Origin of the sequence: Vibrio sp. 2CM40D (genome assembly GCF_023161825.1) — a bacterium.
Taxonomy (GTDB): Bacteria; Pseudomonadota; Gammaproteobacteria; order Enterobacterales; family Vibrionaceae; genus Vibrio; species Vibrio alginolyticus.
On sequence record NZ_JALNTL010000003.1, the window covers coordinates 698,977 to 710,928 of the forward strand.

Here is an 11,952-nt window from a genome sequence, read left to right on the forward strand (position 1 = left end):
TAGAGTGATTTTATGCTTCGTGATTACACCTTCGATTGTCTTGTAACTATGCCTCGCCATGAGCTGGAAGAGTTTAGTGCTCGTATGATCAGTAAAATGGTGCCAGAAGACGTGATGAATGAGCTGTTCACTTTTGATCAAGAAGAAGTGGATAGTGAAGACCGCATGTTGTCTGCACGTCTTGATGCAATGCTACGCATGACAGCAATCGCACTGAGTGAAATTCAACAAGCGTTTGATGACTCAGACAACGCAAAGCAAAATAGCGAGCGAATGACGCGATTGGTGCTTTGGCATTTCTACGCGATCTCATTCCGTTTGGAAGAGGCCATCACGCTAGAAACACACTGTGCGCTAGTGGAAAAACTAATCGAAAATGCACCTTCGGATGTTTTTGCGTGGGTAAAAACATTGACGGAGCTGCTGCACACTTACGCTGAAATCAACGCGAAAGAGAATCCTCAAGACTAAACACCTGTCGTTTATCGTTCAGTAAATTAGAAACAAGGCGAGCCATTTGGATCGCCTTGTTTTTTCGCGTCAGATAAACCTTCGGGTTTGAAATACCAAACAAGCCTAGACTCAGATTTGTTCGTTCACTAGCGAACGGCGTGATTCCTTCTTACACTAAATCAAGGTGTTTGTTGCTAAACAAGCAAATGCATGACTAAGTCGTGTATTATTTTCCACTTAAATGCGGATAATTTATGTCGAAGAACCTTCTGGTTTTTAAATTGGAACCGACTATTGAGCGTGTACGCTTTCCAGCTGAGCTTCATCTATCTAAAGGAAATGAACGATGGATCCGTTAACGCAAGGTTTATTGGGTGCAGCTTTGCCACTGGCGGTGAGCAACAAGCGAAACCTTGCAGTTGTTGGCGTGTTGGGCGTGGTCTCTGGGATGGCTCCGGATTTAGATGTGCTAATCCGTTCTTCAACTGATCCTTTGCTGTATTTGGAATACCATCGCCAATTTACTCACTCGCTCTTGTTTATCCCGTTTGGTAGTTTCATTTGTGCTTTGTTGTTGTATCCATTGTTCGCAAAAAAGCGAGGACTAAGCTTCCGGCAGAGTTGGTTTTACTGCGCGCTTGGTTATAGTACCCATGCGTTATTAGACGCATGCACCAGTTATGGAACACAGCTTCTATGGCCGATAAGCAACACGCGTTATGCTTGGAACACTATTTCGGTAATCGACCCCGCGTTCACACTCCCTATTTTAATATTGCTTTTGTTTGTTGCACTGAAGCGAAGCCCAAACTATGCCCGCATTGCATTTTTATGGTGCCTGGCTTACCTAAGTCTTGGAACGATACAACGAGATAGAGCAGAAGTAGCTGGTTGGGAAATCGTCAAAGAGCGACAACACAACGCTATACAATTAAAAGCCAAACCAAGTTTCAGCAATCTTTTGGTTTGGAAACTAATTTATGAAACGGAAGAGAGCTACTATGTAGATGCCGTAAGGGTGGGGCGTTCAATAAAAATTTACCCTGGCGAATCAACTCCAAAGTTAAATATAAAAGAGCAATTTCCGTGGCTAAACCCGCAATCGCAACAAGCAAGAGACATCGAACGTTTCCGTTGGTTTTCAAACGGTTTTGTAGCGACGGATCCGAATAATGAAATGCGAATTGTTGATATGCGTTATTCCATCGTACCAAACCAAATTAATGCGTTATGGGGCATCAATCTATCCCCAAAAGCCAGCGCAGACGCGCACGTTGAATACACTGCTCATCGAGGAAGTACTGCAGAAGATCGCCAAGTTTTTTTCAACATGCTTACGGATTTTGAGTGATGGTTTTACTTTGGATGTCGATGCGGTTTCGTAATAACTATTACGCAGACTGAAAGTCCTTTACTAGGGTCGGCTTGCTAGCGAAGAAAATCTTGCCAAACAGGGACTTGTACTTCCAGCCAAGAGACAAAAGCCGTTTAGCTAAGTTCTTGTTTTCAATGATTGCAACCTCAACACCTTGGTAGTGGTAAGGATTGCTTTTGATGTAGTCGATAAATGCAGTAAGCACGCCTTGCCCGCGAACGGAGGGTGCAAAGTTGACTGCTACAATAGAAAAGCGTTGGCTACCTGCTGGGCAACGGACTAAACAGTGCCCAAGAGGATGAGTAATAGTCTCAGAAAATTCAGGAAAAGGGCGAGACTCAAGCTCTTGAGAAAGCGCATCGTATCGCTGACATAGATAAGAAAATAGTTGTTTCGCTTCGCTGTTCATATCGGTGCCGCTTTTGTGTTGCTTGGTTTGAAGGCATTGATGTCTCAAGCATTGTAACCATAGATAGCAACACAAAACGCGGTAAACTTTTTCAGTAATGATTTCCTATTTTTGAAACCTTAATTGTTACAAATGAAGTTGATTGGGTTTTATATGGTAGTTGTGAACGAGTGTTTCTAGTTGAAGGGAGAATACGCTCGTTACTGGATTCTTACTGGAATTCCTTTGTTAAAAGGCGAGCTGCTTGGTTTAATGCCGCTCGTTTAACTGCGAGTGGCATCTTTTGTATTTCGTCACCTTGTACAGCGACGATGGGACATGATGTGGGATCTTCTATCCTAGCTCTTCATGGTCTAAATTATCTCATTAACCACTCAGAGCTAGATTCTTAGTCTCGCCAAGGCTCGCTGGACTGACACAAAAACATCGTTAAACTCCTGTTATTAAATTATTTGGTCCGCCTTTGCTTACTTTTGAACGCTTAACTAGGCGTTACTCCAAGTGCTTAAATTGCAATGCCACAAGTCGCTGATACAACTCACAGCTTTGCATTAATGATTGGTGGTTACCAACATCGACTAACTCGCCATTGTCGAGCACCGCAATTTTATCCGCATGTTGGATAGTCGAAAGACGATGAGCAATAATCAACGTTGTGCGTCCTTTCATTAGAGCTTCAAGTGCTTGCTGAACGTGATGTTCACTTTCACTATCAAGGGCGCTGGTAGCTTCGTCTAGCAGTAAGATTTTTGGATCTTTTAGAATCGCGCGAGCAATCGCAATGCGCTGCTTTTGTCCGCCCGATAGCCTAACGCCGCGCTCGCCTAAAAAGCTGTGATAGCCTTCGGGAAGCTTCTCAATAAACTCATGGGCATGGGCTTTTTTCGCGGCTTCGATAACTTGTTCATCCGTCGCTTTAGGATTACCGTAGCGAATATTATGGAAAACATCATGGCTAAACAGCGCTGGTTGTTGTGGTACGAGCGCCATTTGACGTCGAAGTTCGTTTGGGTCGAACTGTCGAATATCTTCACCACCAAACAACACTTGCCCTTGCTGTGGGTCATAAAATCGTTGCAGCAGTTCGAATAGTGTTGTTTTACCTGCACCAGAAGGGCCGACTAACGCCAGTACTTTTCCTTGTTCAGCGGTTAGATTTAATTCTTTGATTGCTGGTTGATTTAGGCGAGAAGGGTAGTTGAAACTCACCGAATTAAAGTTAATCTCAGCAGGCATGTCGGAACGGACAGGCAAATGGTTGCTTGGCGCTTTAATATCACTGTCTACTTGAAGGATCTCAATCAGCCGTTCGGTAGCACCTGCGGCTCTTTGCAATTCACCCATGACTTCGGAAATGGTTGCAGTCGATGAGGCAACCATAATGGCATAAAACACAAATGCGGCTAGGTCACCCGCAGACATTTTTCCGTGAATCACATCGCTGCCGCCTACCCAAAGCATGCCTGAAATCGCGCTGAACACAATCACAATAACGCCTGATATCAGGATCGCGCGCTGTTTTACTCTCTGTCTGCCTATTTCATAAGCTTTTTCCACCTCGACAGCGAAAGCCGCTTGTTCATGCGACTCTGAGCTAAAACTTTGCACGGTTTTAATATGTTCTATCGCTTCTCCAGCGTAGCTGCCAACATCAGCCATTGAGTCCTGACTTTGACGAGAGAGCGCACGCACACGTCGTCCATAAAACAAAATTGGTACCAAAACCAAAGGCACAGAAGCAAGCACAATCAGCGTGAGCTTAACGTTGGTAGCGAATAACATAATGATGGCACCAAAGCACATCAAAGCGCTACGCATCGCCATTGAGAACGATGAACCGATAATGCTTTGCAGCAATGTGGTATCGGTAGTCAGGCGCGACATTATGTCGCCACTACTGTTAGTCTCAAAATAGCTCGGATGCAGCGTAATCACATGGTTAAACACCGCAAGGCGAATATCCGCACTAACGCGCTCACCTACGGCAGAGACAAGGTAAAAGCGAAAGAAAGTCCCAATGGCAATACACAATGTGACACCGACAATAAACTGAATCGCATTGGTGAGCTCTTGCAATGATTGCTGAGCAAAGCCTTGGTCGATAAGAATGCGCACTCCATAGCCAACGGATAACGTCAAACTTGCTGTCGCGACAAGGGCAACCAAGGCTGCCGCAACCCGCCATTTATAAGGTGCAATAAAGGTGTTGAGTTTAAGAAGAATGCTGAGATTTTTGTTATTTTTTCTGCTCATGAGTGACTCACAAAGCGTTTTAGGTACCTGGCATAGTAAGCCAGTTTGGTTGGTGAGACCAGCGAACTGCCGCTTTCGGATTAGGAAATTAACTGGGATAACCAATATCGCATGTATATCGAAAATCACTTAAACGTCTAAGAGACTAGAATCAGCTTTTAGTTCGGAGGGGGTTACGCACGGCTTTTGGCGAGTAGCAGGTCGACTTTTCCTTTGGCTGTTTTACTGACCGTTTGCATCAACTGAAAACTTGGTTTTTCGACGCCTGAGTTTTCTATCCCTTCGACCATTAAGAGCCAAAGCTTGGCTGTCATTTGCGCATCGGCTAGTGCTCGGTGGAAAACACCGTCGTTGTCGATATTTTTATAGCGAACAAGTTCACCTAGCTTATGTGATGGGGCTTCTTGAATGAGCCGTCTTGCCACTAGTAAGGAGCAAGCAAACTCACCCGAATAACCACAGTTGATTCGTTCAAGCTCCGCATCTAAAAATCGTTTATCGAAGGACGCGTTGTGAGCGATAAGGTTTTCGCCTGCAATGAACTCACTAAATGACGCCATTACCTCTTCGCAGCTTGGTGCCGATCGCAACATATTGTTGGTAATGCCGGTGTAGTTCTCAATGAAAGAACTCACTCTGAAACCGGGATTCATGAGTTGCTGAAAACTATCGACAACCTCGCCATTGACTAACTTTACTGCACCAATTTCTATTGCGCGATCACCTAAAGTAGGAGAGAGACCTGTGGTTTCAAAGTCGAGTACGACCACAGAGTTTGCTTGAGGCATAAAATTTTCCAGCTGAGTAATATTGCGCAAGAGTATTATCGAAAGCGACAGAAAAAGAAAGGCGAACACAATGGTGAATATCTGTCTATCTTTACTCCACAAAGTCAGTGTTCGTCGTCCACTGTTTATGGACAGGTACGTTCTGGCTTACCCATCGCGGCTTGTGCGGTAGCCTTATATTTCAAATGTTTTTCGGCTTTTCGATTCATTTCAATTAAGCATTAACTTTCGATACAACATACTGATTATAAATTGATTTTATAAATCAACTTCGGCATCATTCACGGCTTGATTTTGAGGATGAATATCATCACAGCAAAAAATTAGAACAACTTATAATGCGAGGCTAGGGAACGATGGAACCAATGAAGAATCATTATTTAGAGATACCTGAAGAAAGAAAATTGCGTATTTTTCGTGAAGAAGATGAAGATTTCTACAGCTTCTGGGAAAGAATGCTTGATGAAAAACAATCTTTTTATAAGCAACCTCTTAAAAGAATGAAAGGCGATGCTTGGGATTCGCTTCAGGCATTTTTTACTGCTTCAAAATATGGACAACATCAGGCCTCGCCAGCTTATATAAAAAGAGCGCTTGAGTTATTGAATAACGTCTACTTACTGGCCAATCATTCAGAGCAAGTTGTTGAATTCTCCGTTGGGCACCGACATTTTTCGGAAGTAGGTAACCGTTCTATTGCAGGGGGAACGATGGATGCTTGGTTGGATGAAATCTGTTTAGCGATGGCCGCGAGAGATTGGCGCTGCGTAGAGCTGATGACCATCATGGATGAGTCGTTAGTGCGTTTAAAAGATCCTTTCGATGTTGCGCTGGTCGAGTTTGTTAACGGTGTATTTAGCAATTCATCAGCATTACCTGAGTTATTGCAAACGGTGATGGAGAAATCTTCTCCGCAATACTTAGAATCAACCAGAGTGCCATATGTACACTCTTTGTTTATTCCATTTGTGAATGTGTTTGTTGCCATTATCGATGGCGATGAGGCACATTATCAAGAGGCACTGAGGGATGCGTTAGAGGCGCATTACCAGTTCTACATAAATGAAGATGTTCGCTATTCGCCAAAAGGAAATGTTTCTCTGAAACTGACTGGTCTTGCTGCATTAGCATACGATAAGTATGGCTGGACGATTCCAGAAGCCGCATATTTACCTAAATGGCTTGTTTACGGTGAGCATGATCTTTGTTCTAAATAAATCATTAATAGAACACCTTATGCAGTGTCTGAAGCAATGCCGTTCGATGAAAGGTTGGCTCAGCTGCGGGCTCTGTTTGAGCGAACAAAACAAATCTACAAGATCATTGGGCTTTGTTGCGTAATTCGATGGAACTAAATCAGGAAGTTACGATCTGATCGGCTACATCAGTTAATCATCGTAGCCTTATGCCGAAACCTTGTTACAAAACAACTAACTGGACACAGGCGGCTTTTCGATTCATTTCAATTAAGCATTAACTTTCGATACAACATACTGATTATAAATTGATTTTATAAATCAACTTCGGCATCATTCACGGCTTGATTTTGAGTATGAATATCATCACGGCAAAAAATTAGAACAACTTATAATGAGAGGCTAGGGAACGATGGAACCAATGAAGAATCATTATTTAGAGATACCTGAAGAAAGAAAATTGCGTATTTTTCGTGAAGAAGATGAAGATTTCTACAGCTTCTGGGAAAGAATGCTTGATGAAAAACAATCTTTTTATAAGCAACCTCTTAAAAGAATGAAAGGCGATGCTTGGGATTCGCTTGAGGCATTCTTCACCGCTTCCGAATTCGGACAACATCAGGCCTCGCCAGCTTACATAAAAAGGGCGCTTGAGTTACTGAATAACGTGTACTTGCTGGCCAATCATTCAGACCAAGTGGTTGAATTTTCCGTTGGGCACCGACACTTTTCGGAAGTGGGTAACCGTTCTGTTGCAGAAGGAACAATGGATGCTTGGTTGGATGAAATCTGTTTAGCAATGGCAGCGAGAGATTGGCGCTGCGTAGAGCTGATGACCATCATGGATGAGTCGTTAGTTTCTATAAAGACGCCGTTTAATGTTGCGCTAGTCGAGTTTGTTAACGGTGTATTTAGCAATTCATCAGCGTTACCAGAGTTATTGCAAACTGTGATGGAGAAATCCTCCCCGCAATACTTAGAATCAACCAGAGTGCCATATGTACACTCTTTGTTTATTCCATTTGTGAATGTGTTTGTTGCCATTATCGATGGCGATGAGTCACATTATCAAGAAGCACTGAGAGATGCGTTAGAGGCGCATTATCAGTTCTACATGAATGAAGATGTTCGCTATTCGCCAAAAGGAAATGTTTCTCTGAAACTGATTGGTCTTGCTGCATTGGCATACGATAAGTATGGCTGGACAATTCCAGAAACCGCATATTTGCCGAAATGGCTCGTTTACGGTGAACAGGATCTTTGTTCTAAATAAATCATTAATAGAACACCTTATGTAGTGTCTGCAGCAATGCCGTTCGGCAGCACCTCGAGCAAACATGTTGCACCTTATCCTGCCATTTAGCTGCGAAGAGTTGAAAGAACTCCAACACACGTTTGCCACGGAAAAGGGCATTTGGTTTGGTAACCCGCAAGTCACGGCACATCCAAATCAATCGATTGTTGAATGGTATATTGGTGACTACCTGCTCAATCTTGGTGATGACGAATTAAGGTCGTTTTTCAATCAGTTACTCGGTAAGAAGGCATAAACTTATCAATATGCGAGCTTACTAACACGCCATACGCGACACTTCATGTATTCTTAATTGAAGCGAAGAAGAGGATTTATCAATGTCAAAAAGCTCCAAACTTCACAATGAAGACAAACTGGTTAAGAAGGCACTAGAGATTGGTGGGAAGATGGCGAAGCTACAAGGCTTTGACCTTCCTCAGTCACCACAACCTCTAAGAGTAAAAGCGATTTACCTATTCTTGGTTGATGCCAAACAGATCACCCCATTACCGGAAAGCAAGCTAGACGGCGCAAGCATCAAACACCGACTGGCAGTCTGGATACACAGTGCATTGCCAGACAACGACCCTCTAAAGTAGAAAACCTCATAAGTCATATAGGTCATTAATTAACAAGGCGAGCCAAATGGTTCGCCTTGTTTGATCTTGGCGAGTGCACCGAGGTCTTCTAATGTTTCGTTATCATTGATTTACAAAACAGCATCAAAAGGGCTAAAGATAAAGCCAGAGAAGCGCTACAATGCTCGCGTTGCAAGAGTGCAACCAAGAATACTCATTTACAGAAGCCTTGAAGTAACCATACATGTCTAAAGATTTCGAATTCACTACAGAATACACACTCGACAAGCCATTTTTTGCTGAGTGTTATGATCAAACTAGCCAGCCAGTTAAGTTCCCGCAAGCGTATTTGAAAGGGATCCTCTTTCTAATTTTTGGTGTGGTTTTATTGGAGTTTGAACTGCTACCTAACGGTTACGTCGGTTGGTTCTTTATCGTATTGAGTGTGATTGAAGCGTGCAGCGTTTACTTCAAAAGAACTTGGTGGCTGTGGCGTCAAACCATCAGCTCAAGCCGCGGCAGTAAAGTGGTGTTTGAAGTGAATGCAGATGGCGTGCGCTACAAAAGCGGTAAAGTTGACCGCAGCCTCGCTTGGAATGAAATCGACCAACTCGAACAAACTGATTTGGGCTTTATCCTTCACCTTGGTAAACAACGCCAATACATCAGCAAATCTTGCTTAAACGAAGAAGTGATCGCGTTTATGGTAGAGCAGCACGCGGCATCAAAAGCGAGCTAACCAGCTCATATCAAGCTGGAATGAGCGTTCTAAAAAGTAGGTGATATATGATCGAACATTGTAGCAAGTATATCGTCGATTCTGAATCAATTGGGTTTGATGTAGAAAGCTAATAAGGCTTAGAGGTTTCTCTTTCGGACATACTGCTTCGGTGTCATGCGCGCAATCTGCTTACACTCTCTAGTCATGTGTGCTTGATCGGAAAAGCCTTGCTCCAGCGCCAATTCCGATAAAGTAAGATCGGGTTGCGCTCGGAGTTGCTCTAAAGTGTGCTTCACTCGTTTAATGCGTTGGTAATGTTTAGGAGTAATCCCCAACCATTTCTGAAAATTGCGCTCTCTCTGGCGCTGACTGATGGTCCCTGTAGGTTGTTCAATAATGTGGCCGACATACTGCGGTTCATATTCCTCAATCAGTGTTTGAACCCAGCGATATAACGTAGAAATCCTTGCATATGGCGAACGAGCTGTTTGCAGAGACTCAAATGTTGCTAGTGCAGAAGAAGCCAAAGGGTGGTCGTCTTGAATCCGCAATAGCTGTTCTAGACGTTTACCAAATAGTTGATAACCAACAGCAGGATGAAAGCGTACGCCAGTCATCACCGCGCCTGGCGGTAGGCAGACCTGATGTGCCAGAATGCTTATAGGCAGTAGGACAACCCCCGGCGTCTGCCACTCACCATCTATTTGTACTTCATTCTGTAAAATGAATACCACACCTGTACCAGCATCACTGAGTAATTGTTTACGTACGGTTTGCGTCGTATCAGGTTTGACGGATGCTGACCAAATGGCTTGAACATAGCCAGCTAAAGCCTTTTGAGGTTTTAAAATATCAAATTCTAAGTTCAAATGAATCATCCTATTTAACCTCAACTTAAATGAGAAAGTGATACACATGTACTTTTCATCCTATTAAGTTGAGGTATAAGCAGTGGCTTACAAGTAAGAACCGTCAAATAGAATTATCGAGGTTTATAGACTCCAACCTTTGGCTTAAATGCCTTAACTATTCGGTTCCAACTATTGATCGCGTTGATCGCAATTGTTAGGTTGACCATAGCTTCTTCTCCAAAGGTATTCAAGGTCAGCTGATAGCTATCATCATCTACTGGTAGGCCAGCAGTTAGTAATTCAGCCCAACCTAGTGCAACGTGTTCTGCATCGCTGTAGAATGGCATATCTTTCCATGCACTAAGCCCCCATATGCGTTCCGGCTTTTCACCTAACTTAAGCGCATCTTTACTATGCATGTCGATACAAAATGCACATTGATTGATTTGCGATATGCGTAACTTAACCAGTTCCCATATGATCATGTTCATAGTTTCTGATTGGCTAAATTGTTCATGGAAGTAAGCTTCCTGAGCGTATAGGATTTCTATTGCTTTTGGCGCTACTTCAATATAGTTGAGTCGTTTTTTCATGGTCATTCTCCTCTGTTTTTTACATAGTAAAAAACGCTCTTAGCAAAAGATTGAAGATTTTCGACATGCACTCAATAAAGTTAGATAAAAGAGTGAACGACGAAAGCGAAAAGTGTACCTATTGGAAACCAAGAAAACTTATGCCAATTAACAAAGTATTGCTCTAAATAATGCGACTTAAGGTTGGCGTCTATTTTTACTCCACCACCTTCCGTAAACGAGCAAAAGGTGCTGAGTTACCTATATACACGCCAGCCGCAACGATAAAGACGCCTAAAACATTTTCCCATTGAGCCTGCTCACCAGAAATGAACGAAATCAGTAGAGTGAATACCGGCATAATATTAAATAATGGAGACATTTTATCTGGACCAAGAACGATAGCACCTTTCATCCAAAAGTAATAAGCGATCAAAGTGCCAAACAGGCTCATGTACGCTATTAGTGATAGGTCTTTAAATGTTATGGCATTTAAGCTACGGCTAAAGTCGCCGTGGTACATCGCTATAGCGACCATTTGAATGGCACCAATACTTAACACCCAACGTAACTGCTGAGTTACTGGGATATGAGATGTTAAACGCTTCGCTAGAATTGTGTATAAACACCCACTAATTAAAGCAAATAACATGTATAGATCACCAATATTACTATTGCTGCTAATAGAATGAATATTTCCCCCTGTAATGACGATTACCACTCCACAAAAACTGATTAGTGCACCTAAAATAGTTTTAACCGAAATGGAAGTTTTGAGAATAAAGCCCGACAACAAGATAGTGACAAGTGGTAGATTTGCCTGAACAACCGCTGCGTTAACTGGGGTAGTAAAGCTCATTGCAGAGAAAATAGAGAAGTTTTGGATAGTTACACCCACGGTTGCTATAACAAACAACGACAACATACTTTTTCGTGTGAGTTTGGCTCCATATGGAGAGCGTTTAGTTCCTCTTATCAGTAAGAGTATTAAAGCTGCAACGGAAAATCGTAACGTCGCTGAATCCAAAGGAGAGACATCGCTATTAATAGCCTTTATTACGTTAAAGTTACTAGACCAAAAAAAGATAGCGACAACAACACCGCACCAAATTGATAAATGCTTAGACATAGATCTTCCTGATAAAAATTAACTTGACGCGATAATGCTATATATTTCATATTTGATTTTTAATAGCCAAATTTAAGAGGGTTAATCCCAAATATGGAACGTCACTCTTTGGATGACCTTTTGTTATTCGTTTCTGTTGCTCGCTATCAAAGCCTAACACAAGCATCTGAGCGTCTTAATGTCCCGTTAGCCACGCTAAGCCGGAAGTTAAAAAGGCTGGAAATAAACTTAAATTGCAGACTATTTAACCGCAGTGCTGTAGTGGTCAACTAAAATTGGCCACGGTTTTAGAGTTTTCCCAATATAATCGCTCTGACTCATTGGGAGTTAGAC

13 protein-coding genes and 2 pseudogenes are annotated in these 11,952 nt (G+C 42.6%); 9 read left to right on the forward strand and 6 right to left on the reverse strand.

Features of this window, described 5'->3' with window-relative positions; genetic code table 11:
- Window positions 1-12 precede the first annotated feature (12 nt).
- Window positions 13-471: a hypothetical protein gene (locus MTF70_RS09570; protein WP_005388759.1), complete on the forward strand. Its 459-nt coding sequence runs from the start codon at window positions 13-15 to the stop codon at window positions 469-471.
- Between the two features lie 328 nt (window positions 472-799).
- Window positions 800-1,804, forward strand: a complete 1,005-nt coding sequence (locus MTF70_RS09575) for a metal-dependent hydrolase (protein WP_017820976.1) — start codon at window positions 800-802, stop codon at window positions 1,802-1,804.
- Between the two features lie 40 nt (window positions 1,805-1,844).
- Here the strand turns inward: MTF70_RS09575 and MTF70_RS09580 are convergent, their stop codons facing one another.
- The 3 genes from MTF70_RS09580 to MTF70_RS09590 form a co-directional block, all read right to left on the reverse strand.
- The gene (locus tag MTF70_RS09580; RefSeq protein WP_005376463.1) at window positions 1,845-2,237 is read right to left on the reverse strand and encodes a hypothetical protein; all 393 of its coding nucleotides are present in this window, start codon (window positions 2,235-2,237) and stop codon (window positions 1,845-1,847) included.
- A gap of 492 nt (window positions 2,238-2,729) precedes the next feature.
- Entirely contained in the window at window positions 2,730-4,490 is a 1,761-nt protein-coding gene (locus MTF70_RS09585; RefSeq protein ID WP_017820975.1) for an ABC transporter ATP-binding protein/permease, read from the reverse strand.
- Window positions 4,491-4,663: 173 nt separating this feature from the next.
- A complete protein-coding gene (locus tag MTF70_RS09590) occupies window positions 4,664-5,278 on the reverse strand; it encodes a 3'-5' exonuclease (RefSeq protein WP_005376459.1) in 615 nt (204 codons plus the stop codon).
- 356 nt (window positions 5,279-5,634) lie between these two features.
- On the opposite strand from MTF70_RS09590, the gene MTF70_RS09595 reads away from it, so the two are divergent.
- The 6 genes and pseudogenes from MTF70_RS09595 to MTF70_RS09615 all read left to right on the forward strand — a co-directional run bounded on the left by MTF70_RS09595 (window position 5,635) and on the right by MTF70_RS09615 (window position 9,085).
- Window positions 5,635-6,495: an immunity 49 family protein gene (locus MTF70_RS09595; protein ID WP_054577849.1), complete on the forward strand. Its 861-nt coding sequence runs from the start codon at window positions 5,635-5,637 to the stop codon at window positions 6,493-6,495.
- Window positions 6,496-6,603: pseudogene (locus MTF70_RS24435) on the forward strand (threonine aldolase); the annotation flags it as partial.
- A 283-nt stretch (window positions 6,604-6,886) separates the two neighbouring features.
- Complete coding sequence (locus MTF70_RS09600; protein WP_205461051.1) at window positions 6,887-7,747, forward strand: immunity 49 family protein; 861 nt, start codon at window positions 6,887-6,889, stop codon at window positions 7,745-7,747.
- Window positions 7,748-8,024, forward strand: a pseudogene (locus MTF70_RS09605) (threonine aldolase); the annotation flags it as partial.
- 82 nt (window positions 8,025-8,106) lie between these two features.
- Entirely contained in the window at window positions 8,107-8,367 is a 261-nt protein-coding gene (locus MTF70_RS09610; protein ID WP_005376453.1) for a DUF5062 family protein, read from the forward strand.
- Window positions 8,368-8,590: 223 nt separating this feature from the next.
- Complete coding sequence (locus MTF70_RS09615) at window positions 8,591-9,085, forward strand: YcxB family protein (RefSeq protein WP_005388773.1); 495 nt, start codon at window positions 8,591-8,593, stop codon at window positions 9,083-9,085.
- A 119-nt stretch (window positions 9,086-9,204) separates the two neighbouring features.
- On the opposite strand, the gene MTF70_RS09620 is transcribed toward MTF70_RS09615, so the two are convergent.
- The 3 genes from MTF70_RS09620 to MTF70_RS09630 form a co-directional block, all read right to left on the reverse strand.
- Window positions 9,205-9,945, reverse strand: a complete 741-nt coding sequence (locus tag MTF70_RS09620) for a helix-turn-helix domain-containing protein (protein WP_196363361.1) — start codon at window positions 9,943-9,945, stop codon at window positions 9,205-9,207.
- Between the two features lie 104 nt (window positions 9,946-10,049).
- A complete protein-coding gene (locus tag MTF70_RS09625) occupies window positions 10,050-10,511 on the reverse strand; it encodes a carboxymuconolactone decarboxylase family protein (protein ID WP_047104117.1) in 462 nt (153 codons plus the stop codon).
- A gap of 196 nt (window positions 10,512-10,707) precedes the next feature.
- Window positions 10,708-11,619: an EamA family transporter gene (locus MTF70_RS09630; RefSeq protein WP_047104114.1), complete on the reverse strand. Its 912-nt coding sequence runs from the start codon at window positions 11,617-11,619 to the stop codon at window positions 10,708-10,710.
- Between the two features lie 93 nt (window positions 11,620-11,712).
- Between MTF70_RS09630 and MTF70_RS09635 the strand changes: the two genes are divergently transcribed.
- Window positions 11,713-11,892 (forward strand): LysR family transcriptional regulator, encoded by a 180-nt coding sequence (locus MTF70_RS09635; protein WP_248393948.1) that lies wholly within the window; start codon window positions 11,713-11,715, stop codon window positions 11,890-11,892.
- The last annotated feature ends 60 nt before the right edge of the window (window positions 11,893-11,952 follow it).

Bases quoted from the DNA above. Each gene is read 5' to 3' on its own strand.
- MTF70_RS09570 (WP_005388759.1), top strand. From the start codon at position 13: ATGCTTCGTGATTACACCTTCGATTGTCTTGTAACTATGCCTCGCCAT.
- MTF70_RS09575 (WP_017820976.1), top strand. From the start codon at position 800: ATGGATCCGTTAACGCAAGGTTTATTGGGTGCAGCTTTGCCACTGGCG.
- MTF70_RS09580 (WP_005376463.1), bottom strand. From the start codon at position 2,237: ATGAACAGCGAAGCGAAACAACTATTTTCTTATCTATGTCAGCGATAC.
- MTF70_RS09585 (WP_017820975.1), bottom strand. From the start codon at position 4,490: ATGAGCAGAAAAAATAACAAAAATCTCAGCATTCTTCTTAAACTCAAC.
- MTF70_RS09590 (WP_005376459.1), bottom strand. From the start codon at position 5,278: ATGCCTCAAGCAAACTCTGTGGTCGTACTCGACTTTGAAACCACAGGT.
- MTF70_RS09595 (WP_054577849.1), top strand. From the start codon at position 5,635: ATGGAACCAATGAAGAATCATTATTTAGAGATACCTGAAGAAAGAAAA.
- MTF70_RS09600 (WP_205461051.1), top strand. From the start codon at position 6,887: ATGGAACCAATGAAGAATCATTATTTAGAGATACCTGAAGAAAGAAAA.
- MTF70_RS09610 (WP_005376453.1), top strand. From the start codon at position 8,107: ATGTCAAAAAGCTCCAAACTTCACAATGAAGACAAACTGGTTAAGAAG.
- MTF70_RS09615 (WP_005388773.1), top strand. From the start codon at position 8,591: ATGTCTAAAGATTTCGAATTCACTACAGAATACACACTCGACAAGCCA.
- MTF70_RS09620 (WP_196363361.1), bottom strand. From the start codon at position 9,945: ATGATTCATTTGAACTTAGAATTTGATATTTTAAAACCTCAAAAGGCT.
- MTF70_RS09625 (WP_047104117.1), bottom strand. From the start codon at position 10,511: ATGAAAAAACGACTCAACTATATTGAAGTAGCGCCAAAAGCAATAGAA.
- MTF70_RS09630 (WP_047104114.1), bottom strand. From the start codon at position 11,619: ATGTCTAAGCATTTATCAATTTGGTGCGGTGTTGTTGTCGCTATCTTT.
- MTF70_RS09635 (WP_248393948.1), top strand. From the start codon at position 11,713: ATGGAACGTCACTCTTTGGATGACCTTTTGTTATTCGTTTCTGTTGCT.